At 52.4% G+C, this 23,652-nt stretch carries 17 protein-coding genes and 1 pseudogene; 17 read left to right on the top strand and 1 reads right to left on the bottom strand.

Features of this window, described 5'->3' with window-relative positions:
- The 15 genes and pseudogenes from DXA36_RS26255 to DXA36_RS26180 all read left to right on the top strand — a co-directional run.
- A partial coding sequence (locus DXA36_RS26255; RefSeq protein WP_118682251.1) for a recombinase zinc beta ribbon domain-containing protein occupies positions 1-702 on the top strand: 702 nt, incomplete at its 5' end.
- Between the two features lie 90 nt (positions 703-792).
- Positions 793-879 (top strand): annotated as a pseudogene (locus DXA36_RS26250) (Maff2 family mobile element protein); the annotation flags it as partial.
- Between the two features lie 69 nt (positions 880-948).
- Positions 949-1,818 carry a VirB6/TrbL-like conjugal transfer protein, CD1112 family gene (locus tag DXA36_RS26245; protein WP_050005938.1) on the top strand — a complete coding sequence of 290 codons (870 nt, stop codon included), beginning with the start codon at positions 949-951 and terminating at the stop codon, positions 1,816-1,818.
- A 13-nt stretch (positions 1,819-1,831) separates the two neighbouring features.
- Complete coding sequence (locus DXA36_RS26240; protein WP_002589060.1) at positions 1,832-2,377, top strand: MT-A70 family methyltransferase; 546 nt, start codon at positions 1,832-1,834, stop codon at positions 2,375-2,377.
- A gap of 14 nt (positions 2,378-2,391) precedes the next feature.
- Positions 2,392-2,847 carry a PrgI family protein gene (locus DXA36_RS26235; protein ID WP_002589059.1) on the top strand — a complete coding sequence of 152 codons (456 nt, stop codon included), beginning with the start codon at positions 2,392-2,394 and terminating at the stop codon, positions 2,845-2,847.
- Complete coding sequence (locus DXA36_RS26230) at positions 2,804-5,203, top strand: VirB4-like conjugal transfer ATPase, CD1110 family (protein WP_071699002.1); 2,400 nt, start codon at positions 2,804-2,806, stop codon at positions 5,201-5,203. Before DXA36_RS26235 ends, DXA36_RS26230 begins: the two co-directional genes overlap by 44 nt.
- 2 nt (positions 5,204-5,205) lie before the next feature.
- Positions 5,206-5,580: a DUF3851 family protein gene (locus DXA36_RS26225; protein ID WP_050005937.1), complete on the top strand. Its 375-nt coding sequence runs from the start codon at positions 5,206-5,208 to the stop codon at positions 5,578-5,580.
- The gene (locus DXA36_RS26220; RefSeq protein WP_050005936.1) at positions 5,573-7,282 is read left to right on the top strand and encodes a C40 family peptidase; all 1,710 of its coding nucleotides are present in this window, start codon (positions 5,573-5,575) and stop codon (positions 7,280-7,282) included. Before DXA36_RS26225 ends, DXA36_RS26220 begins: the two co-directional genes overlap by 8 nt.
- A gap of 29 nt (positions 7,283-7,311) precedes the next feature.
- Positions 7,312-7,563, top strand: a complete 252-nt coding sequence (locus tag DXA36_RS26215; protein WP_050005935.1) for a DUF4315 family protein — start codon at positions 7,312-7,314, stop codon at positions 7,561-7,563.
- Positions 7,553-8,305 (top strand): DUF4366 domain-containing protein, encoded by a 753-nt coding sequence (locus DXA36_RS26210; RefSeq protein ID WP_050005934.1) that lies wholly within the window; start codon positions 7,553-7,555, stop codon positions 8,303-8,305. Before DXA36_RS26215 ends, DXA36_RS26210 begins: the two co-directional genes overlap by 11 nt.
- A gap of 147 nt (positions 8,306-8,452) precedes the next feature.
- Positions 8,453-9,160 carry a hypothetical protein gene (locus DXA36_RS26200; RefSeq protein ID WP_050005933.1) on the top strand — a complete coding sequence of 236 codons (708 nt, stop codon included), beginning with the start codon at positions 8,453-8,455 and terminating at the stop codon, positions 9,158-9,160.
- The gene (locus tag DXA36_RS26195; RefSeq protein ID WP_071698958.1) at positions 9,141-11,240 is read left to right on the top strand and encodes a type IA DNA topoisomerase; all 2,100 of its coding nucleotides are present in this window, start codon (positions 9,141-9,143) and stop codon (positions 11,238-11,240) included. The genes DXA36_RS26200 and DXA36_RS26195 overlap by 20 nt, the downstream gene beginning before the upstream one ends.
- A complete protein-coding gene (locus tag DXA36_RS26190; RefSeq protein ID WP_050005931.1) occupies positions 11,237-11,515 on the top strand; it encodes a hypothetical protein in 279 nt (92 codons plus the stop codon). The genes DXA36_RS26195 and DXA36_RS26190 overlap by 4 nt, the downstream gene beginning before the upstream one ends.
- Before the next feature lie 6 nt (positions 11,516-11,521).
- Positions 11,522-14,572 (top strand): LPD28 domain-containing protein, encoded by a 3,051-nt coding sequence (locus DXA36_RS26185; protein ID WP_118682250.1) that lies wholly within the window; start codon positions 11,522-11,524, stop codon positions 14,570-14,572.
- A gap of 1 nt (position 14,573) precedes the next feature.
- Entirely contained in the window at positions 14,574-14,789 is a 216-nt protein-coding gene (locus DXA36_RS26180; RefSeq protein ID WP_002588976.1) for a transposon-transfer assisting family protein, read from the top strand.
- A gap of 96 nt (positions 14,790-14,885) precedes the next feature.
- Here the strand turns inward: DXA36_RS26180 and DXA36_RS33690 are convergent, their stop codons facing one another.
- The gene (locus tag DXA36_RS33690) at positions 14,886-15,653 is read right to left on the bottom strand and encodes a hypothetical protein (RefSeq protein ID WP_242827539.1); all 768 of its coding nucleotides are present in this window, start codon (positions 15,651-15,653) and stop codon (positions 14,886-14,888) included.
- Between DXA36_RS33690 and DXA36_RS33685 the strand changes: the two genes are divergently transcribed.
- Both DXA36_RS33685 and DXA36_RS26175 read left to right on the top strand, forming a co-directional pair.
- Positions 15,652-15,996 (top strand): TnpV protein, encoded by a 345-nt coding sequence (locus DXA36_RS33685; protein ID WP_429966214.1) that lies wholly within the window; start codon positions 15,652-15,654, stop codon positions 15,994-15,996. The genes DXA36_RS33690 and DXA36_RS33685 overlap by 2 nt on opposite strands.
- 1,496 nt (positions 15,997-17,492) lie before the next feature.
- Complete coding sequence (locus DXA36_RS26175; RefSeq protein ID WP_442876278.1) at positions 17,493-23,651, top strand: SNF2-related protein; 6,159 nt, start codon at positions 17,493-17,495, stop codon at positions 23,649-23,651.
- Position 23,652: the final 1 nt, after the last annotated feature.

Genomic DNA, 23,652 nt, shown 5'->3' with positions numbered 1-23,652 from the left:
CGTCCGGGGCAGACCAATGAAATCAGCCTGTTTGCCGGACTGATAAAATGCGGCGAGTGTGGGAAGTCGCTGACGATACGCTACACAAACGCAAAACATCCCCAGCGGATATACTCCTGCAAGACCTACAATGCCTTTGGAAAGAACCACTGCACCCAGCACCGGATTGACTATGACACCCTTTACAGCCATGTGCTGCGGAAAATCCGGGAATGTGCCAGAGCTGCCCTGATGGACGGGGAAGCGGTTGCCGACCGCCTGACCAATACCTGTGAAGCAGAGCAGCGGGAACAGCGGGAAGCAATGGAACGCTCCCTTACAAGGGACGAGGAACGGATTGAGGTTCTGGACAAAATGGTCATGCGGCTTTATGAGGATATGATTGCAGGGCGTATCAGTGAGCAGAATTTCAACACCATGCTGGAAAAGACACAGACCGAGCAGACGGAGCTTAAAGCAAAAGTGTCCGAGGGCAGGAAGCGGCTGTCCGATGAAGCCCAGCTTGCCAATGACGCAAAACAATGGGTGGAAGCCATTCAGGAATACGCCAACATCACAGAGTTGGACGCAGCTACCCTTAACCGCTTAATCAAAGAAATCGTCGTGCATGAGCGCATTGACGAAGATAAAACAAGACACATTTCTATCGAAATTCATTTTAATCTCAAACCCATCCCGGAGGTGGAACAGGTCACTGCCTGACCTGTCCCGCCGGGACGGTTCTCTTAACAACACCATATAAATTTTTTGTACGCCGCCGCCCGCCATCGAGCAGAGTTTTACACCTAATTGGGGATGAAACAGCTCATGGCCGGTGCTGGTGTAGCCGTGGTAGGCATGGTCCTTGTACCTCTGCTCTCCGGGCTTTTCTCTGTCTAAGCGTCTCCGTATGAAATCCTTGCCGCTCCCGCAGTTTTGCGGGGGCGGCGGAAAGGAGGTTGACACCGTATGGATTTCTTACTTGAAGCCCTGACAAATTGGCTGAAAGAAATGCTGGTGGGCGGCATTATGAGCAACCTTTCGGGGATGTTTGACAGTGTAAACAAGCAGGTCGCGGATATATCCGTACAGGTAGGCCAGACCCCACAGGGATGGAATGGCAGTATTTTCAGCATGATTGAGAATCTGTCCAACTCCATCATGGTGCCGATTGCAGGCGTGATCCTGGCTATCGTGATGACCGTAGACCTGATCCAGATGATCGCAGACAAGAACAACCTGCATGATGTGGACACCTGGATGATTTTCAAGTGGGTGTTCAAATCAGCCGCTGCCATCCTCATTGTCACAAATACATGGAATATCGTGATGGGCGTCTTTGATATGGCGCAGAGCGTAGTGGCGCAGGCGGCAGGGGTTATCAATTCGGATGCGTCCATTGACATTTCCTCAGTTATGACCGATCTGGAACCGAGGCTGATGGAAATGGATCTGGGACCGCTGTTCGGACTGTGGTTCCAATCCCTCTTTATTGGCATTACTATGTGGGCGTTATATATCTGTATCTTTATCGTTATTTATGGCCGTATGATCGAAATCTACCTTGTGACTTCGGTGGCTCCCGTTCCAATGGCTGCAATGATGGGTAAAGAATGGGGCGGTATGGGACAGAATTACCTCCGATCCCTGCTGGCGCTGGGCTTTCAGGCGTTTCTCATTATCGTCTGCGTGGCAATTTATGCTGTGCTGGTGCAGAACATCGCTCTGGAAGATGACATCATCATGGCAATCTGGAGCTGCGTGGGCTACACCGTACTGCTGTGCTTTACGCTGTTCAAAACCGGCAGTCTCGCAAAATCAGTCTTTCAGGCGCACTAAAGGAGGGTTCTGTATGAAAAAATATCAAATCATTTACGCAGACCCGCCATGGAACTACAAAGTATATTCCAAGAAAGGATTGGGACGCAGTGCAGAAAGTCACTATCCGACCATGAGTATCGAGGATATTTGTGCGCTGCCAGTAGGCAACTTGGCGGATAAAGACTGTGCCTTGTTTTTATGGGTCACGATTCCATGTTTACTGGAAGGTCTCTCAGTTCTGAAGGCATGGGGATTTACCTATAAAACCGTCGGCTTTGTTTGGGTAAAGCAAAATCGAAAGGCAGATAGCTTGTTCTGGGGAATGGGATATTGGACGCGCTCCAATGTGGAACTTTGTATCCTCGCAACGAAAGGACATCCCAAGCGTATAAACGCAGCTGTTCATCAGGTCATTGTCTCTCACATTGAAGAACATTCAAAAAAACCGCAGGAAGCCAGAGAACGCATTGTCTCATTGATGGGTGATCTCCCGCGCATAGAACTGTTTGCTCGTCAATCCACACCCGGTTGGGATGTGTGGGGAAATGAAGTGGACAGCTCTATTTCATTCCCATAAAGGAGGTGGATAATATGGCTTATGTACCCGTACCCAAAGATTTAACCAAAGTCAAAACCAAGGTCATGTTCAATCTGACACGAAGGCAGCTGGTCTGCTTTACCGCCGGGGCGCTTGTAGGTGTACCGCTGTTCTTGTGGCTCCGTGAGCCTGCGGGAAACAGCATGGCTGCCATGTGTATGATGCTGGTCATGATGCCCTTCTTCCTGCTGGCAATGTATGAAAAGCATGGACAGCCCCTGGAAAAGATCGTCGGCAACATCCTCAAAGTAGCTGTGATCCGTCCCAAGCAGCGTCCCTACCAGACCAATAACTTTTATGCCGTATTAAAGCGGCAGGAAATGCTCGATAAGGAGGTGTATGACATTGTTCACCGCAATGAAAAGCTGGCTGCGCCGTCTGCTGGGAAAACCGGAAGAAAAGACCGTGCATCCGGTAAAGACAAAGAAAAAGCTGTCCCGCGCCGATAAGAAGCAGATCGAAGCGGCCATTGCCCGCGCCAACCGCACGGACAAAAAAGGAAAATCGGCACAGGACAGTATCCCCTATGAACGAATGTGGCCGGACGGGATCTGCCGCGTATCGGACAGCCACTACACAAAGACCATTCAGTTTCAGGACATCAACTATCAGCTCTCCCAAAATGAAGATAAGACCGCGATCTTTGAGGGCTGGTGTGATTTCCTCAATTATTTCGACAGCTCGATTCACTTCCAGCTGTCTTTTTTGAACCTTGCGGCATCGGAGGAGACCTTTGCCAACTCCATTTCCATTCCGCCCCAGGGGGATGCCTTTGACAGTATCCGTGAGGAATATACCACGATGCTGCAAAATCAGCTGGTCAGAGGCAACAACGGTCTCATCAAGACCAAATACCTGACCTTTGGTATTGACGCTGACAGCATCAAAGCCGCCAAGCCCCGTCTGGAGCGTATTGAGACCGATATACTCAACAACTTCAAGCGTCTTGGCGTAGCTGCCAGGACACTGGACGGTAAGGAAAGGCTTTCCCAGCTTCATGCGGTATTCCACATGGATGAACAGCTCCCATTTCAGTTTGAATGGGACTGGCTGGCTCCTTCCGGTCTGTCCACAAAAGATTTTATTGCACCAAGCTCCTTTGAGTTCCGCACCGGCAAGCAGTTCCGTATGGGCAAGAAATACGGGGCTGTTTCTTTTTTGCAGATTTTAGCCCCAGAGCTGAATGACCGTCTGCTGGCTGATTTTCTGGATATGGAAAGCTCGCTCATTGTGAGTATGCACATTCAGTCGGTGGATCAGGTGAAAGCCATCAAAACGGTAAAGCGTAAGATTACCGATCTGGACCGCAGTAAGATTGAGGAACAGAAAAAAGCAGTCCGCGCCGGATACGACATGGACATCATTCCTTCTGACCTTGCCACCTACGGCAGTGAGGCGAAAAAGCTGTTGCAGGATTTGCAGAGCCGAAACGAGAGAATGTTCCTGGTCTCCTTTTTGGTGCTGAACACAGCGGACACCCCCCGTCAGCTTGGCAACAACATCTTTCAGGCAGGCTCTATTGCCCAGAAGTATAACTGCCAGCTGACCAGACTGGACTTCCAGCAGGAAGAAGGGCTGATGAGCTGTCTGCCCCTGGGACTCAATCAGATCGAGATTCAGCGAGGGCTGACCACCAGTTCTACGGCTATCTTTGTACCATTCACCACACAGGAATTATTCCAGAACGGCAAAGAAGCCCTGTACTACGGCATCAATGCCCTGTCCAACAACCTCATCATGGTGGATAGAAAGCTGCTGAAAAACCCCAACGGCTTGATTTTGGGTACGCCGGGTTCCGGTAAGTCTTTCAGCGCCAAGCGTGAGATTGCCAACTGCTTTTTGCTTACCAATGATGATGTCATCATCTGTGACCCGGAAGCGGAGTACGCACCTCTGGTGGAGCGTCTGCATGGGCAGGTCATCAAGATCTCGCCTACCTCAACCAACTACATCAATCCGATGGATCTGAACCTGGACTATTCGGATGATGAAAGCCCGCTGTCCCTCAAGTCTGACTTTATCCTCAGCTTGTGTGAGCTGATCGTGGGCGGTAAGGACGGATTGCAGCCGGTGCAGAAAACCATCATCGACCGTTGTGTGCGTCTGGTCTATCAGACCTACCTCAATGACCCGCGCCCGGAGAATATGCCCATACTGGAGGATCTATATAACCTGCTCCGTTCACAGGAGGAAAAGGAAGCCCAGTATATCGCCACGGCCCTTGAAATCTATGTAACCGGCTCCCTCAATGTGTTCAATCACCAGAGCAATGTGGACATCAATAACCGCATTGTCTGCTATGACATTAAGGAGCTGGGCAAGCAACTCAAGAAAATCGGTATGTTGGTGGTCCAGGATCAGGTGTGGAACCGCGTTACCATTAACCGCGCTGCCCACAAGTCCACCCGTTATTACATCGACGAGATGCACCTGCTTTTGAAGGAGGAGCAGACCGCCGCTTATACGGTGGAAATCTGGAAGCGATTCCGCAAATGGGGCGGTATTCCGACAGGTATCACCCAGAATGTCAAAGACCTTTTGAGCAGCCGCGAGGTGGAGAACATCTTTGAAAACTCCGACTTCGTGTATATGCTCAACCAGGCAGGCGGAGACCGTCAGATTCTCGCCAAGCAGCTGGGCATTTCCACGCACCAGCTTAGCTATGTGACCCACTCCGGTGAGGGCGAGGGCCTGCTGTTCTATGGCTCCACCATCCTGCCCTTCGTTGACCACTTCCCGAAGAATACTGAGCTTTACCGCATTATGTCCACCAAACCCCAGGAACTGAAAAAGGAGGATGAATAACTATGAAACAGAATATTTGCGAACTTGATACCATGATTTTTTTCCGTGAGGCATTGGAGGCTCACGAATTCATGTTGCTTCCGGTAATGGCCTCCGCTGTTGTTGAGTGTCGTACCGCTGACAAAGAACTCAAAACCTTGAATGAGGATGGCGAAATTGGTCTTGCCCGTCTCTTTTCGATTTGGGCGAATATGATGTGTGCCCCTGGTGCAGGAACCATTGTAGGGTGCAGACCTATCACAATGCTCTCTGAGATTCTGGCGCAAGTCCATGCGTATCTCACCGTGCATCCGCTATATGATCCGGAAGGTTTGGCCCTCTATGTGGAGCTGCACCACATGATGGATGCTATCCTAATGGGTGATTGGTTTGAATAAAGAGCCGCGCCTGCGCTTTACTGATGAGGAACGGGCTGACCCTGCACTGGAAAAGCCGATCCGCAAAACGGAGAAAGCTACGGCCAGAGCAGATAAGGCGCAGGCCAATATTCCAAAGAAAAAAGTCAGACAGACGGTCATTGACCCGGACACCGGGAAAAAGACCTCGAAGCTGACCTTTGAGGACAAGAAAAAACCACCTTCCAAACTTTCTCAAGGGGTTAAGGAAGCTCCCGTCCATCTGGTCGCGGGCAAGTTTCACAAAGAGATCCGGGAAACAGAACAGGACAATGTGGGCGTGGAAAGCGCCCACAAGTCCGAGGAGGCGGTGGAGACCAGCGCTTATCTGGTGCGGGAGGGCTATCGCAGCCACAAGCTGAAGCCGTACCGCAAAGCAGCACAGGCAGAGCGCCAACTGGAAAAGGCAAATGTAAATGCCCTGTACCAGAAGTCCCTACGGGAAAATCCTCAGTTTACCAGCAACCCTCTCTCCCGCTGGCAGCAAAAACAGAGTATCAAAAAGCAGTATGCCGTCGCCAAGCGCACCGGTCAGACTGCCGGAAATACCGCCCAGGCTGCGTCCAAAACCGGAAAAGCCGCAAGGACGGTAAAAGAAAAGGCACAGCAGGCAGGGGCATTCGTCATGCGCCACAAGAAGGGCTTCCTGATGGCAGGGGTTTTGTTCCTCATCGCCTGTATGCTGATGAATACCATGTCCTCCTGCTCTATGATGGCACAGAGTATTGGTTCTGTAATTTCCGGCACTACCTATCCATCGGATGACCCGGAAATGCTGGCGGTGGAGGCAGATTATGCAGACAGAGAAGCTCGGTTGCAGGAGAAAATCGACAACATCGAAAGCAGCCACCCAGGGTATGACGAGTATCGCTATAACCTGGATATGATTGGCCATGACCCCCATGAGCTGGCGGCAGTTCTCTCTGCTGTCTTGCAAGGCTATACACGCCACAGCGCACAGGCAGAGCTGGATCGTGTGTTTGATGCACAGTATCAGCTTACGCTGAGAGAAGAAATTCAGATTCGCACTTACACTGACGAAGATGGGGATGAGCATGAATATGAATATCGTATTCTCCATGTAACTTTAACAAGCCGTTCCATTGCCTCTCTTGCGCCAGAACTACTGACTCCGGAGCAGATGGAGATGTACCAGGTCTACCGACAGACTATGGGCAATAAGCCGCTGTTATTTGGTGGCGGTTCTCCCGATACAGGTGTTTCTGAAGATTTGACTGGTGTTGAATTTATCAATGGCTCCCGCCCCGGCAATCCGCAGCTGGTGGAACTGGCGAAAAGTCAGGTGGGCAATGTGGGAGGACAACCTTATTGGAGCTGGTACGGCTTTGACTCCCGTGTGGAATGGTGTGCCTGCTTTGTATCATGGTGCTATGGTCAATCCGGTCGAACGGAACCACGCTTTGCTGGTTGTCAGTCTCAGGGTGTTCCGTGGTTCCAGTCTCATGGACAGTGGGGCGCACGAGGATATGAAAACATCGCCCCCGGTGATGCCATTTTCTTCGATTGGGATCTGGATGGTTCCGCAGACCATGTGGGAATTGTTGTCGGCACCGATGGCAGCCGTGTTTATACCGTGGAGGGAAATTCCGGCGATGCCTGCAAGATCAAAAGTTATGACCTGAATTATCAGAGTATCAAGGGCTACGGCCTGATGAACTGGTAACAGAGATTTTTTAGAAGGAGTGATAGACGATGGCAAAGAACAAAATTGAACGCATTGACCAGGAGATTGCTAAGGTCCGCGAGAAGATCGCAGAGTATCAGGAAAAGCTCAAGGCGCTGGAAGCACAGAAAACCGAGGCAGAAAATCTGGAGATCGTCCAGATGGTGCGCGCCCTGCGTATGACCCCGGCTCAGCTGAGCGCCATGCTGTCCGGTGGCACAGTTCCCGGCAGTTTGGCTGATGACAACAACGAACAGGAGGAAAACAGCTATGAGGAATAAACGATTGCTCCGAACACTTTCCGCCCTTTGCCTGACGCTGGTGCTGGCATCGGGCTTTACTGTTCCCGCTTTTGCCCAGGGCGCAGCGCCGCCCCCGGCAGAGGATACCACCAATGACAGCAATGTGGTGGTGGAAGAAACGGAAAAAGCACCTCCGCTGACCCCGGATGGCAACGCCGCTCTGGTGGATGATTTTGGTGGCAACAAGCAGCTCATTACCGTTACCACCAAGGCAGGCAACTATTTTTATATCCTGATCGACAGGGCCAATGAGGATAAAAAGACTGCTGTTCACTTTCTGAACCAGGTGGATGAAGCGGACCTGATGGCGCTGATGGAGGATGGAAAACCCAAAGAGGAGCCGCCTGCGGTGTGCAGTTGCACGAAGAAATGTGAAGCAGGGGCAGTCAATACGGCCTGTCCGGTCTGTGTAACTGATAAGAGTAAATGTACGGGAAAAGCACCGGAACCTCCGGCAGAAACATCGGAGCCGGAAAAAGAGAAGCCTGCCGGACTGAACCCGGCTGCGCTGATCCTTCTGCTGGCTCTGCTGGGCGGCGGTGGCGTATTTGCCTACTTGAAGCTCGTTAAGAATAAGCCTAAGACCAAGGGCAATGACAGTCTGGACGATTATGATTATGGTGAGGAAGATTCCGAGGAATGGGAAACCGAAGATGAGGAAGTCCTTGAGGATGGTTTTGAGGGTTCTGACCCTAATGAGGAACGCGATAGAGCAGATTGAACCATTTGAGCGTAGCGTATTTCAAATCATTGCGGGATAAGGGACAGAGGACAGGGAGAAATTCCTGTCCTCTGCTGCTCTACTCACTCTCTTACTGTAAATCCACACCCAAAATCAGCACATGGTCAAAGAAAGGAGGACCTCACAATGAACACCTGGAACTGGTTATTACACTTTCTGATTATTTTTGATCTGGTCGCCTTCGGAATTTACTTTGGAGGAGACATTCTTTTCACTGCTATAAGCAAAGTTCAAAAAAAGTCAAAGAAGAACGATGACTTGGATCTTTATGATTTTGAAATTGAGACCGCACCCCAAAAACGCTCTTTATGTGTGGACTCAATCCGAATGCTTTATTCTGGTGAGATAGATGAATTTGTGGAAAAGGAACTGTTGCCTGATGCAGCGGAGACCATGAACGCTTTATCTGAAGCTGAAAAAACAGCAGTTAGCCTGTTACTAAAAGCTTATATCGGTTTTTTGAGCGAAGAAGCAACGGTAGATGAACAAAGTTTTCCCATGGTTAAGGAACTGTTGTCTTATACACAGGGCAGCAAAGAAGATGGTGAAAAAGATGCCATAGATTGTCTGATGGAAGATACGGTCAGCAGAACCCACAGACATCGAGAATATTACAACAATTATCAACGCTATCAACTGATGCAGGTGGATAAAGAGCGTGTGATTATGGCCTGCAATATCATAATCAATGATTTGATTGGCAGGTTGTACCGATATGATTATCGCTTTGGCTATGACATTACACTTGCCTCAGAACACAGCATTGCAAAAAAACTGTCTGATAATTGGCAGAATGAATGGGAGGTTGAAGATTATGAAGCTGGTGATTGCTGAAAAACCATCGGTTGCACAAAGTCTGGCTGCGGTAATCGGTGCAACTGCTCGTAAGGACGGGTATTTGGAGGGTAACGGTTGGCGTGTCAGCTGGTGCGTAGGCCATCTGGCCGGTCTTGCGGATGCAGACAGCTATGACCCCAAGTATGCCAAGTGGCGATATGATGACCTGCCTATCCTGCCGGAGCATTGGCAGATGGTGGTGGGAAAGGACAAGAAAAAGCAGTTTGATATTCTCAAAAAGCTGATGAACGCCCCGGATGTGACGGAGGTAGTAAATGCCTGTGATGCCGGACGCGAGGGCGAGCTGATCTTCCGCAGCGTCTATGAGCTGGCAGGCTGCCAAAAGCCGATGAAAAGGCTCTGGATTTCTTCGATGGAGGACTCCGCCATAAGGGAGGGCTTTGCAAACCTGCGCCCAGGTGTAGATTATGATGGACTTCGGGATGCTGCTCTCTGCCGTGCCAAGGCCGACTGGCTGGTGGGGATCAATGCCACAAGGCTTTTTTCCGTGCTGTATCACCGCACCCTCAACATCGGGCGCGTGATGTCCCCAACGCTGGCGCTTATTGTCCAGCGAGAAGCTGAGATCGACACCTTTAAGCAGGTTCCCTTTTATACCGTGGTGCTGGAGCTGCCCGGTCTTACCGTATCCGGGGAGCGCATGAGTGACCGAGCAAGCGCAGAGCAGCTGAAAGAAGCCTGCCAGGGTGCAGCTGTCACAATCAAAAAGGTGGAGCGCAAGGAAAAGTCCGAAAAGCCGCCTGCTCTCTATGACCTAACTACCCTGCAAAGAGATGCCAACCGTCTGCTTGGATTTACGGCCCAGCAGACCCTGGACTATCTGCAAAGCCTGTATGAAAAGAAGCTCTGCACCTATCCCCGTACTGACAGCCGCTATCTGACCGGTGATATGGCAGACAGCCTGCCGGTGCTGGTGAATCTGGTTGCCAATGCTATGCCATTTCGCAAAGGGATCGCCATTACCTGTGATCCGCAGACGGTCATCAACGACAAGAAAGTAACCGACCACCACGCAGTAATCCCTACCAGAAATCTCAAGGATGCAGACCTTTCTGCCCTTCCTGCGGGAGAAAAAGCGGTGCTGGAGCTGGTGGCCCTGCGTCTGCTGTGTGCCGTGGCCCAGCCCCATATCTATTCGGAAACCGTTGTGATTGCAGCGTGTGCCGGTGGGGAGTTTACTACCAAAGGAAAAACGGTGAAGCACCCCGGATGGAAAGCACTGGAGGACGCCTACCGTGCCAAAATGAAGGATGCGGAGCCGAAAAAAGAGGGCGCAGAGAAAGCCCTGCCGGAGCTGACTGAAGGACAGACCCTTTCGGTTGCTGCGGCAATCGTCAAAGAAGGCAAAAGCAGTCCGCCTCAGCACTTTACGGAGGACACCCTATTGTCCGCGATGGAGACTGCCGGAAAAGAGGATATGCCGGAGGATGCCGAGCGAAAAGGTCTGGGGACACCGGCCACCCGTGCCGGTATTTTGGAAAAGCTGGTATCTGCCGGTTTTCTGGAACGAAAAAAGAGCAGGAAAACGGTGCAGCTTCTCCCTTCCCACGATGCAGTTTCCCTGATTACCGTTCTGCCGGAACAGCTGCAATCTCCGCTTTTGACTGCCGAGTGGGAGTACCGCCTGGGGGAAATCGAGCACGGGCAGCTTGCCCCGGAGGAGTTTCTGGACGGGATCAGCACCATGCTGAAAGATCTGGTGGGAACTTATCAGGTCATTAAGGGAACTGAGTACCTGTTCACTCCGCCCCGTGAGGTGGTGGGCAAATGCCCTCGCTGCGGCGGGGAAGTTGCAGAACTGCAAAAAGGTTTCTTCTGTCAGAATGATTCTTGCAGATTTGCAATCTGGAAAAACAACAAATGGTGGGCCGCCAAGAAAAAACAGCCGACCAAGGCTGTGGTGTCTGCACTGCTTAACGATGGCCGTGTCCGTGTGACGGGCCTATATTCGGAGAAAACCGGAAAGACCTACGATGCCGCTGTGGTTTTGGAGGATGATGGACAGTACGCCAACTTCAAGCTGGAATTTGACCAGCGGAAAGGAGGCAGCCGATGAAGCTCTCTTTAGTGGAACGGGAAACCATTCTCCTCTATAACCAGGCAGAACCAATGGCTGAGATCTATACTCATGATCCCCGTCTGATGGAGAAGCTGGATCTGCTGGCAAAAAAGCACCCCGACCAGATCATCCGAAAGGACGCCCATAACTTTACCGTCCCCAAGCGGTGTGTATCAGTCCGGGAGCCATATAGCGCAGAACGCCGCAAAGCCGCCAGTGAGCGTGCGAAAGCCGCCGGATACCAGCCTCCTATGCGAAAGTCCGGCAGTTAAAGGCACATGACAGAGAATGTATTTGAAGCAGTCAAGCAGTCGGTCAGCACCAGAGATGCGGCAGTGTTTTATGGGATCGAGGTCAAACGAAATGGCATGGCCTGCTGTCCCTTTCACGATGATAAGAACCCAAGCATGAAGGTAGACCAGCGGTTCCACTGCTTTGGCTGCGGTGAAGATGGGGATGTGATCGACTTTACCGCAAAGCTCTTTGACCTCTCCTCAAAAGAAGCGGCGGAGAAACTGGCACAGGACTTTGGCCTGATCTATGACAGTCAGGCCCCTCCCCGCAGGAGATATGTCCGGCAGAAAACCGAGGCACAGCAGTTTCGTGAGGATCGGCAGCGGTGTTATCGCGTACTGTCCGATTACTACCATCTGCTGAAAAAATGGGGGATTGACCATTCTCCCCGGACACCGGAGGAAGAACCGCACCCCCGCTTTGTGGAAGCAATCCAGAAGAAAACCTATGTAGAGTACCTGCTGGACCTTTTTCTTTATGAAAGTGAAGAAGAACAAAAGGCATGGATTGCAGAACACACAGCAGAAATCACACACTTGGAAAGGAGATTGAAAATCATGGCTGAGAATAAACCCACCAACCGAGAACGGCTAAGGGAAATCACAGATGGCATCGAGCAGGGGATCAAGGAACTGTTTGAGAGTGAAAAGTATATGCGCTATCTGTCCGTCATGTCCCGCTTCCACCGCTATTCGGTAAACAACACCATGCTCATCTATATGCAGAAGCCGGACGCTACATTGGTAGCCGGATACAATAAGTGGAAAGACCAGTTTGAGCGTCATGTAAAAAAGGGCGAGCATGGCATTACCATCATCGCCCCCACACCGTATAAGAAGAAAATCGAGGAGCAGAAGCTGGACCCGGATACCAAGGCTCCGATTCTGGATAAAGACGGAAAGATCGTCACAGAGGAAAAAGAAATCGAGATCCCTATGTTCCGTCCGGTCAAGGTTTTTGATGTGAGCCAGACCGACGGGAAACCTTTGCCGGAGCTTGCTTCCTCCCTTTCCGGCAATGTGCCAAATTATGAGGTATTCATGGAGGCTCTGCGCCGCAGTGCGCCGGTGCCGATCACTTTTGAAGCAATGGCCGCCGATACGGACGGCTATTTTTCTGCCGATCATCAGAAAATCGCCATTCGTCAGGGCATGAGTGAGGTGCAGACGGTTTCGGCCACGGTTCATGAGATTGCCCACAGCAAGCTCCACAATCAGAAAAAGATTCAGATTGCCAATGACGAGCAATATCAGGAGATCGAGCTGTTTGATAAACCCGGTCTGTTCTCCAATGGGCGGATTGTCCGTGATAATCTGCCGGAGGGCGTTTATTGCTATGACCTGCGCGGTTCTGACTACGACCCCGGAGAGCCGGTCTGTGTAGAAGAACAAGTGGTTGTAAACCATGCAGGTTCCGTTCTGCTGACAGAGCCGCTGGAGCTGGCGGAAAATGGACGCCTGATGCTGACCGAGGAAGAAGGACTGAATTTTGTTGGCGGCTTTTCTACTCTCGCCCAGTTTTTGCAGGAACAGAAGAAATACCGTCACACGGAAGAAGTAGAGGCTGAAAGCATCTCCTATGCAGTCTGCAAATATTTTGGCATTGAAACCGGAGAAAACAGCTTCGGCTATATTGCCAGCTGGAGTCAGGGCAAGGAACTGAAAGAGCTGAGAGCCAGTTTGGAGACCATCAATAAGACCTCCGGCACTTTGATCTCTGACATTGAGCGCCACTATAAGGAAATCTGCAAAGAGCGTGGAATTGACCCCAATGCAAAAAAAGAGCCGGAAATGGCGGTTCTTGATGCGGAGGCAAACCAGCAGGAGGCTTTGTTTCTAATTGACGATGCCACCTATCTTCATATTCAGCCCTGTGACAGCGGCTGGGACTACACTCTTTACGATGCTGCGTCCATGAAAGAGCTGGATGGTGGTCAGCTGGATATGCCGGAGCTTTCCTGCATGAAGGCAGTTCTCCAGATTTGTGATGATAACGATCTGGACAGCACTTCGCTCAGACGCGCTCCCTTGTCTATGGTTGAGACCTTGCAGGAAGCTGCTTATGAGCAGATGCAGGCAGAGGCAAGTCAGGTGACCGCTTCTGCCCAGCTGCCGGAAGCGCAGGAGCAGGCACTGGATGAATACCCCATGCCGGATGAGCAGGTATCCACACCGGATATGCAGGAATATGGCTACTCCTATGATGGGATGTTCCCTGTTACCAGAGAACGGGCGCTGGAACTGGATGCCGCCGGTTTGACCGTCTATGTGCTGCATGAGGACAATACGGAGAGCATGGTGTTTGATCCGCAGGAAATCATGGATCATGGCGGTCTTTTCGGTGTGGACCATGAGGAATGGGAGAAAAGCCCTCAGTTCCACGAAAAGGTCATGGAGCGTCAGGAACATCAGCAGGAACGCGAACAGGCATTTCTCTCTCAGAACAGAGATTGCTTTGCCATCTATCAGGTAAGTAGTGACGATCCGCAGAATGTGCGCTTTATGAATCTGGATTGGTTAAAGTCCCACGACATTTCCATAGACCGCAGCAATTATGACCTCATTTACACAGCTCCTCTGAGGGAGTCTGGCACTGTGCCGGAGCAGCTGGAAAAACTCTATCAGCAATTCAATCTGGAAAAGCCCGTGGACTTTCACAGTCCCTCCATGAGCGTCAGCGACATCGTTGCGATCAGACAGGACGGTAAGGTATCCTGTCATTACTGTGACAGTGTTGGTTTTACCCAGATCCCCGGATTCCTGCCAGAAAACCCGCTGAAAAATGCGGAAATGATGCTGGAGGACGATTACGGCATGATCGACGGTATCATCAACAATGGCGCAAAAGAACCTACGGTGGCAGAGCTGGAACAGCAGGCCCGAAGCGGTCAGCCCATTTCCCTGATGGATCTGGCTGCCGCTGCCCATCGGGAGGAACGGGAAAAGAAAAAGTCCGTCATGGAGCAGCTGAAAAGCCAGCCCAAGGCAGAACACAAAAAGACAGCACCCAAAAAGAGTGCGGAAAGGGAGATTTGATATGGGAAACTTTACTTTTGAGGAAATGAACCTGATGTGCATTTACAATACCGGCAGCCGCACCGGGCTGATTGACAGTTTGCGTGAGATGCGCGGCGAGCTTTCGCCGGAGGAAACCGAGCTGCGGGAGTTGACAGACAGCGCACTGGGCAAGCTCCAGGCCATGAGTGATGCCGAGTTTGCCGAACTGGAGCTGTACCCGGATTTTGACCAGTAAACAACATAACCGCAGGGATGGGGTGGCGATCTGCCACCCCGCCTTTTTACCCCAAAACTGAAAGGAGGACAGAACACTATGCCAACCAAAGCTGAACTATATGCACAGATGGCGGACAAGGTGGCAACACAGCTCACGGGGAGCTGGCAGGAATGGGCAGGGTTTCTCACTACTGCTTCCCGCCTTTACAAGTACCCATTCCATGAGCAGCTGATGATCTATGCCCAGCGACCGGACGCCACCGCCTGTGCGGAGTACGATTTGTGGAATGAAAAGATGGGCCGTTATGTAAGGCGCGGTTCCAAGGGAATCGCTCTGGTGGATGATTCCGGGGACAGACCTCGCCTGCGTTATGTCTTTGACATTTCCGACACCGGAACCCGTGAACATTCCCGCACTCCCTGGCTGTGGCAGTTGGAGGAGCGCCATCTGGATTCGGTGCAGGCCATGTTTGAGCGCACCTATGATGTTTCCGGTGATGATCTTGCCGGACAGCTCACGGAGGTAGCTGGAAAACTGGCCGAGGAATATTGGACGGAGCATCAGCAGGACTTCTTCTATATCGTTGACGGTTCCTTTTTGGAGGAATATGATGAGTATAACATCGGAGTGCAGTTCAAGGCAGCCGCCACCGTCAGCATCACTTACGCTTTGATGTCCCGCTGTGGACTGGAGCCGGAACGCTACTTCGACCACGAAGATTTCATGGCGATCTTTGATTTCAACACCCCGTCCACCATCGGGGCGCTGGGAACAGCGGTCAGCCAGATCAACCAGCAGGTGCTGCGGCAGATCGGCGTTACCGTCCGAAATGCAGAGCGCGAAGCCAACCAAGAAAGGAGCAAGCAAGATGAACAATCCCATGACCTATATCCAGAACGGAGACTATCTGATTCCCGACCTGAAGCTGAGCCAGCAGCCGGAGAAACCCCTGGGCAAGTACGGCAGGATGAGGAAAACCTACCTGAAAGAACACCGTCCCATCCTCTACAACCAGATGTTGCTGAGCGAGAAGCTGTACCCGCACCTCATCGAGATCGACGAGACCGCCCAGAGCAGACTGGAACAGATGATGCCCCAGCTGGCGAAGGAAGCGGGAGCCACCGAGGAACTGAAAGCCAGCGATCCCATGAAGTGGGTGGGCCTGATGAACACCTGCAAAGCCCAGGCAGAGGAGATCCTGATGGCGGAGCTTATCAACAGCTGACCCTAAACCTGTTCCTCTCCGAAGCGGAGCAGATCCAATCCATAGATGAAGCAGAGAATGTAGCGCATACATCCTCTGCTTTTTCTTTTGCCCAAAATGATATTGACCATGTGCTGCGTTTGGGCGGCAATACAGACCGCCAGAGAGAGCGTGTGGTTGCTGCCTTTGAAAAGCAAAAAACCACCGCTGAGATTGCCGAGATACTGAAAGCGCTGTACCACGGCGGCAACGGCCTTGGCAGTGTGAGCGCATGGTATGCCGAGGATGGTATCCATCTTTCCCACGGGAAGTCTGTCCGTTATGACAGGTCTGCCCAGGTCATTTCCTGGGAGAGCGCCGCAGAGCGTATCGGGGAGCTTTTGGAGAGCGGCCAGTTTGCCTCCAATGTGGAGCTTGCAGAAGCGGCAGGCTATGAACGCTCCCTCCTTGCAGAAAAGCTCTGGTATCTGTACCACGATTTCAGCGAGGAAGCCAGAGAAGCAGGATATTTGTCTTGCCTGTCAGAAATCAGAGGCAATGGGTTCCCGGAGGAGACCCGCCGCCTGACGGAGCAGTTGAATGACCCGGCTTTCCGCCAGACACTCAAGGAAGAATACGCCGCCTTCTGGACTGCCTATCAGCAGGACCGTGACCTGCTGCGCTTTCATTACCATAGGCCAAGGGAAATCTGGGAGAACCTGAAAGACCTTGACCTGCCCCGCAGGACTTTTTCTTCGGACCTTTCCCAAGTGCCAACCGTCCAGCATTTCATTACAGAGGATGAGATCGACACCGCCATGACCGGCGGCAGCAGTTTTGCCGGAGGAAAAGGCCGTATCTATGCGTTCTTCATGGAAAACCATACGGATAAGGAAAAAGTGAGATTCCTTAAAGACGAGTATGGCATTGGCGGACGCTCTCATGCCCTGTCCGGCGCAACACACAGCGGCGAAGATCACGATGGGAAAGGACTGCACTATAAAAAGCAGGACTGCCCGGATGTTCACTTGAACTGGGAAAAGGTTGCCAAGCGCATTACCTCACTTGTCCAGAAAGGCCGCTATCTTACCGAACAGGAACAAGCGCAGTATGACAAGATCCAGGCTGAAAAGGATCTGGCAGAAGAAGATGCCATTCAAGCCCAGCAGCCGGAGATAGAGGAAGAAACGCCAAAGCCTACCCTTCGGGAGCAGTTTGAGCAGTATAAGCCTGTGGTGACTGCCGCTATTTCCGAGGATACCGCATACCGCAATGCCTGCGGTCATTTTGACCGTGAAAATGCTGTCATCGAGGGTAATGCCGCTGTGCGCCGTGCGGTTCTTGGCTCTAAGGATATGGAGCTGATCCGCCTTTATTCGGATGTGCCGGAGTTCCGCCAGCGTCTGCACCGGGAAGTGATCGACGAAACCTATCCAAAGCTCCATGAGCTTCTGCGCCCTCTTTCTCAGGAAGATATTGATACTGCCCTTTGTGCATGGAACGGCAATATTGAGAGTAAACACGCTGTCGTCCGCTATATGAAAGATCATGCAAGAGAGAAAGATACCGCTGCATGGCTGGCTCAGGAATACGGCGGCAGCAACAGCCTGTTCGTTGTCCGTGCCGGAAGCCCGGAGGAAACGCAGCTGCCCTGGCCGAAGGTACAGCGCCGAATCGCCCAGCTCATTCAGGAGGACCGGTTCTATACCGAAGAAGAACAGGACCGTTTTGACAATATCGACCCCATCGCCATCCGGGAAGCCCTGGAGGAAAGGGGCATCGTCAACGGCCAGGTGGCAGACTCGGAAAAACTGGACAATGACCCATTTATCCAACAGGTGATGTCAGATGCAGAGCAGATCGCAGCTGCCGAGGCAGAGCAGACTTCCGAGATTTCCATTTCCGATGAGGAATATGATGCCGTTCGCAGTCCAATTCCGCAAAGGACTTCCTATGACCCTGCCGCCCCGGTTTATGCTGTGGGCGATACCGTGTATATCGAGGATGACGCCTATCAGATCACCGAGCTGCGGGAGGACACCGTACAGCTTCTGCCCACCGGCATGGTATATCCCATCTATCGGGCAGAGCGCAAAGAACAGTTCGAGCAGTTGCTTCGGGCAGACCGCCGCAATGCTTACTATACCGAGCTTCTTCCCATTGACCCGGACAAGGCAGATCAGGACTTGCGGGATGTATTGTCCCATGGACTGATGGATGAAGCAGATAAAAAACAGGTTTCCACGCTGCTGCAATCCGGCAGGAGCAACAGTGAGATTGCCTACTGGCTGAGCAGAGCCTACCCTCATGAGATTGAGACCCTGAATCTGGAGACCGGCGATATTGCCGATTACCGTACCACGGCACAGGGCATGGAGCTGGAAGTCCTGGACGCAGAGGAAAAGCGTTTGGCTGTGCTGTATTTCCGCTGGGATGAAGTTGCGCCTTTGCTGCGCGGGATGTATGCCCGTCAGATGGATGGCTTTGGACAGGAACAGCCCCAACCGTCTGCCGAATCCCCGACCTTCCATTCCGAGACCGTGGCCGTCTATCCGGGCGATAAGAACAATCTGCCTTATGATGTGGTGGTGGAACGGCTGCATATCGAGGAGCCGGAGCCACCAGCCCCTGTGACTGAGTCGGAGAAACCCTTTGAGGAAGTGCTGGACGAACACCCGGTTTCCATTCAGGTCAATGGCCAGTGGCAGACCTTCCCCAATGCCAAAGCTGCCGAGGAAGCCTCCTATGAGGAATACAAGGCCAACCTGCGCCGCAATGCACAAAACTTCCGTATTACCGATGAGCATTTGGGCGAAGGCGGTCCGAAAGCCAAGTTCCAGGCAAATATCAATGCCATTCGTTTGCTGAAAGAGTTGGAAGCTGCCGGACAGCAGGCAAGCCCGGAACAACAGGAAGTCCTATCCCGCTATGTGGGCTGGGGCGGTCTTTCTGATGCCTTTGACCCGGAGAAACCGGCATGGGCTTCCGAGTATGCCCAGCTGAAAGAGCTGCTGACCCCGGAGGAATATGCCGCCGCCAGAAGCTCCACCCTCAACGCCCATTACACCAGCCCTACGGTCATTCAGGCCATCTATGAAGCGGTGGGCCGTATGGGATTTGAGACAGGAAATATTCTGGAGCCATCTATGGGTGTGGGCAATTTCTTCGGTATGCTGCCGGAGGAAATGCGAAACAGTCGTCTGTATGGCGTGGAGCTGGACTCGGTTTCCGGTCGCATCGCAAAGCAGCTCTATCCCAAGGCGGACATCACAGTAGGCGGCTTTGAGACCACCGACAGGCGAGATTTCTATGACCTTGCCATTGGTAATGTGCCTTTCGGTCAGTATCAGGTTCGAGATAAAGCCTATGACAAGCTGAATTTCAGCATCCACAACTACTTTTTTGCCAAAGCACTCGACCAGGTGCGTCCCGGCGGCGTGGTGGTTTTTGTAACCTCCCGCTATACTATGGACGCCAAGGATTCCACCGTGCGCCGCTATCTTGCCCAGCGTGCCGAGCTGCTGGGAGCTATCCGTCTGCCCAATGACGCGTTCAAAAAGAATGCCGGTGCCGAGGTGGTATCGGACATCATCTTCCTCCAAAAGCGGGACCGCCCGTTGGACATCGTGCCGGAATGGACCCAGACCGGACAGACGGAGGACGGGTTTGCCATCAACCGGTATTTTATCGACCACCCGGAAATGGTGCTGGGCAGACAGGAGCCGGTAAGCACTGCTCATGGTATGGACTACACCGTGAACCCTATCGAGGGACTGGAGCTTTCCGACCAGCTGCATGATGCGGTGAAGTATATTCATGGCACTTATCAGGAGGCAGAGCTGCCGGAGTTGGGCGAAGGCGAAGCCATTGGCACCTCCATTCCTGCCGATCCTAATGTGAAGAACTATTCTTATGTCATTGTAGACGGGCAGGTGTACTACCGGGAAAACAGCCGCATGGTGCGCCCTGATCTCAACGCCACCGCAGAAGCCCGCGTAAAAGGTCTTGTGGGACTGCGCGATTGTGTGCAGGAACTGATCGACCTTCAGATGGATGCAGCGGTTCCAGACAGCACCATTACCCAAAAACAGGCGGAACTAAACCGGCTCTATGACAGCTTTTCTGCCAAATACGGTCTCATCAATGACCGTGCAAACCGCCTGGCCTATGCAGACGATTCTTCCTATTACCTGCTCTGTGCGCTGGAAGTTATTGACGAGGACGGAAAGCTGGAGCGCAAGGCGGATATGTTCACCAAACGGACCATCAAGCCCCATCAGGCAGTGGCTACTGTGGATACGGCAAGCGAAGCACTGGCGGTGTCCATCTCGGAAAAAGCCTGCGTAGATATGGGCTATATGAGCCAGCTTACCGGAAAAACAAAAGAAGAACTGGCGGGAGAACTGCAAAGTGTGATCTTCCGTGTGCCGGGACAGCTGGAACAGGACGGCACACCCCATTATGTGACTGCTGATGAATACCTTTCCGGCAATGTACGTCGCAAACTGCGTCAGGCTCAGCGGGCGGCACAGCAGGACCCTTCTTTTGCAGTCAATGTGGAAGCTCTTACCGCCGCCCAGCCCAAAGACCTGGATGCGTCGGAGATCGAGGTGCGTCTGGGCGCTACCTGGATTGACAAGGAATATATCCAGCAGTTTATGTATGAGACCTTTAATACCCCGTTTTATCTCCAACGCAGTATCGAGGTCAACTATTCGTCCTTTACCGCTGAATGGCAGATCAAGGGAAAATCTTCTGTATCCTACAACGATGTGGCAGCTTATACCACCTATGGGACCAGCCGCGCCAACGCCTACAAGATTCTGGAGGATTCCTTAAACCTGCGGGATGTCCGCATCTATGACACCATAGAGGACGCAGACGGAAAAGAGCGCCGCGTGCTGAATGCCAAGGAGACCACCCTGGCGGCTCAAAAACAGCAGGCGATCCGGGAAGCCTTTAGGGACTGGATCTGGAGAGACCCGGAGCGCCGCCAGACTTTGGTGAGCCAGTACAACGAGGAAATGAACGCTACCCGTCCCCGTGAATATGATGGCAGTCACATCACTTTTGGAGGCATGAACCCGGCCATTACCCTGCGGGAACACCAGAAAAGCGCCATTGCCCATGTGCTGTATGGAGGAAATACCCTGTTGGCACATGAAGTAGGCGCAGGCAAAACTTTTGAAATGGTAGCTGCTTCGATGGAAGCCAAACGCCTGGGACTGTGCCAGAAATCTCTCTTTGTGGTTCCAAACCATCTGACAGAGCAGTGGGCGTCGGAGTTTCTGCGTCTCTATCCTTCTGCCAACATCTTAGTCACCACCAAAAAGGACTTTGAGACCCATAACCGCAAGAAGTTCTGCGCCCGTATTGCGACCGGTGACTACGACGCCATCATCATGGGACACAGCCAGTTTGAGCGTATCCCCATCAGCCGGGAGCGTCAGGAACGGCTTCTCTATGAGCAGATCGACGAGATCACCGAGGGCATCGCAGAGGTGCAGGCCAGCGGCGGCGAGCGTTTTACCGTCAAGCAGCTGGAGCGTACCAGAAAGTCTCTGGAAGCCAGACTGGAAAAGCTGCAAGCCGAGGGGCGAAAAGACGATGTGGTAACTTTTGAGCAGCTGGGGGTGGACCGTTTATTTGTGGACGAGGCCCACAACTACAAAAACCTGTTTTTATACACAAAAATGCGAAATGTGGCTGGTCTTTCCACATCGGACGCGCAGAAATCCTCCGATATGTTTGCCAAGTGCCGCTATATGGACGAGATCACCGGAAATCGTGGTGTGATCTTTGCCACCGGCACCCCGGTCAGCAACTCCATGACCGAGCTTTACACCATGCAGCGTTATCTTCAGTATGAACGCCTGCAAGAGCTGAACATGACCCACTTCGACTGTTGGGCTTCCCGATTTGGGGAGACCGTCACAGCATTGGAGCTGGCACCGGAAGGCACCGGCTACCGGGCAAGAACGAGATTCAGCAAGTTCTTTAACCTGCCGGAGCTGATGAACCTGTTCAAAGAAGTGGCTGACATTAAGACTGCCGACCAGCTGAATCTGCCTACCCCGGAAGTGGAATACCACAACATCGTGGCGCAGCCTACCGAACATCAGCAGGAAATGGTCAAAGCTCTTTCGGAGCGTGCATCGCTGGTACACAGCGGAACTGTTGACCCGTCCCAGGATAACATGCTCAAGATTACCTCGGATGGCCGTAAGTTGGGGCTTGACCAGAGGATCGTCAACCAGATGCTGCCGGACGAACCTGGCACAAAGGTCAATCAGTGTGTGGACAACATCATGCAGATCTGGCGGGACGGCAAAGCTGACAAGCTGACCCAGCTGGTGTTCTGCGACATTTCTACACCACAGGCCAAAGCTCCTGCAAGCAAGGCGGCGAAAACGCTGGATAATCCACTGCTTCACGCATTGGAAGGCGCTGTGCCTCTGCCGGAACAGGAACCGACCTTTACGGTATATGACGATATTCGTCAGAAACTCATTGCTCAGGGGATGCCTGCCGACCAGATCGCTTTTATCCATGAAGCCAATACCGAAGTGCGGAAAAAGGAGCTGTTCTCTAAAGTCCGTACCGGTCAGGTTCGTGTCCTTTTGGGCAGCACCGCCAAGATGGGCGCAGGCACCAATGTGCAGGACCGTCTGGTGGCACTTCATGACCTGGACTGTCCGTGGAGACCGGGAGACCTTGCCCAGCGCAAGGGCCGTATCGAGCGCCAGGGTAACCAGAATCCTCTTGTCCATGTGTACCGCTATGTGACCGAAGGAACCTTTGACGCATACCTCTGGCAGACGGTGGAGAATAAGCAAAAATTCATTAGTCAGATCATGACTTCTAAATCGCCGGTACGCTCCTGCGATGATGTGGATGAAACCGCCCTCAGTTTTGCAGAGATCAAGGCTCTGTGTGCCGGAGATCCCCGCATCAAGGAGCGCATGGATTTGGATGTGGAGGTATCCCGCCTGAAGCTGATGAAAGCCGACCACCAGAGCAAGCAATATCGTCTGGAGGACCAGCTGCTCAAATACTTCCCGGAGGAGATTGAAAAGCACAAGGGCTTTATCAAGGGCTTTGAATCCGATCTGGAGGTTTTGGCAGCGCACCCGCACCCGGAGGACGGTTTTGCTGGTATGGAAATCCGTGGCGATCTGCTGACCGATAAGGAGAACGCCGGCGCAGCCCTTTTGGATGCCTGCAAGGAGGTTAAAACCTCCGATCCGGTGCAGATCGGCAACTACCGGGGGTATGCCATGTCCGTGGAATTTTCCGCTTGGAAACAGGAGTATACGCTCCTGCTGAAAGGACAGATGACCCACCGGGCAACCCTTGGTACAGACCCTCGCGGAAATCTTACCCGTATCGACAATGCCCTTGCTCAGATGCCCCAGCGTCTGGAGTCGGCAAAGGCACAGCTGGATAACCTCTGTCAGCAGCAAGCTGCGGCAAAGGAGGAAGTCGGAAAGCCATTCCTTTATGAAGAAGAACTGAGATGCAAAAACGCCCGTCTGGTGGAGCTGGATACCCTGCTCAACATCGACGGAAAGGGACAGGCACACACCGAGTCTGTTGTTGCCAAAAGTACACGGCCTTCGGTGCTGGATAACCTAAAACGCCCGGTGCAACCCCGCAGTACAGACAAGAAACCAAAACAGCATGAGGAGGTGCGATAAC

The sequence above is a fragment of the Eisenbergiella sp. OF01-20 genome, from assembly GCF_003478085.1.
Lineage (GTDB): Bacteria > Bacillota > Clostridia > Lachnospirales > Lachnospiraceae > Eisenbergiella.
This window is presented reverse-complemented; position numbering and strand designations above follow the sequence as displayed.

Excerpts from the sequence above, each read along its gene's own strand:
- DXA36_RS26245 (WP_050005938.1), top strand. The coding sequence starts at position 949 with ATGGATTTCTTACTTGAAGCCCTGACAAATTGGCTGAAAGAAATGCTG.
- DXA36_RS26240 (WP_002589060.1), top strand. The coding sequence starts at position 1,832 with ATGAAAAAATATCAAATCATTTACGCAGACCCGCCATGGAACTACAAA.
- DXA36_RS26235 (WP_002589059.1), top strand. The coding sequence starts at position 2,392 with ATGGCTTATGTACCCGTACCCAAAGATTTAACCAAAGTCAAAACCAAG.
- DXA36_RS26225 (WP_050005937.1), top strand. The coding sequence starts at position 5,206 with ATGAAACAGAATATTTGCGAACTTGATACCATGATTTTTTTCCGTGAG.
- DXA36_RS26215 (WP_050005935.1), top strand. The coding sequence starts at position 7,312 with ATGGCAAAGAACAAAATTGAACGCATTGACCAGGAGATTGCTAAGGTC.
- DXA36_RS26210 (WP_050005934.1), top strand. The coding sequence starts at position 7,553 with ATGAGGAATAAACGATTGCTCCGAACACTTTCCGCCCTTTGCCTGACG.
- DXA36_RS26200 (WP_050005933.1), top strand. The coding sequence starts at position 8,453 with ATGAACACCTGGAACTGGTTATTACACTTTCTGATTATTTTTGATCTG.
- DXA36_RS26195 (WP_071698958.1), top strand. The coding sequence starts at position 9,141 with ATGAAGCTGGTGATTGCTGAAAAACCATCGGTTGCACAAAGTCTGGCT.
- DXA36_RS26190 (WP_050005931.1), top strand. The coding sequence starts at position 11,237 with ATGAAGCTCTCTTTAGTGGAACGGGAAACCATTCTCCTCTATAACCAG.
- DXA36_RS26185 (WP_118682250.1), top strand. The coding sequence starts at position 11,522 with ATGACAGAGAATGTATTTGAAGCAGTCAAGCAGTCGGTCAGCACCAGA.
- DXA36_RS26180 (WP_002588976.1), top strand. The coding sequence starts at position 14,574 with ATGGGAAACTTTACTTTTGAGGAAATGAACCTGATGTGCATTTACAAT.
- DXA36_RS33685 (WP_429966214.1), top strand. The coding sequence starts at position 15,652 with ATGACCTATATCCAGAACGGAGACTATCTGATTCCCGACCTGAAGCTG.
- DXA36_RS33690 (WP_242827539.1), bottom strand. The coding sequence starts at position 15,653 with ATGGGATTGTTCATCTTGCTTGCTCCTTTCTTGGTTGGCTTCGCGCTC.
- DXA36_RS26175 (WP_442876278.1), top strand. The coding sequence starts at position 17,493 with ATGAAAGATCATGCAAGAGAGAAAGATACCGCTGCATGGCTGGCTCAG.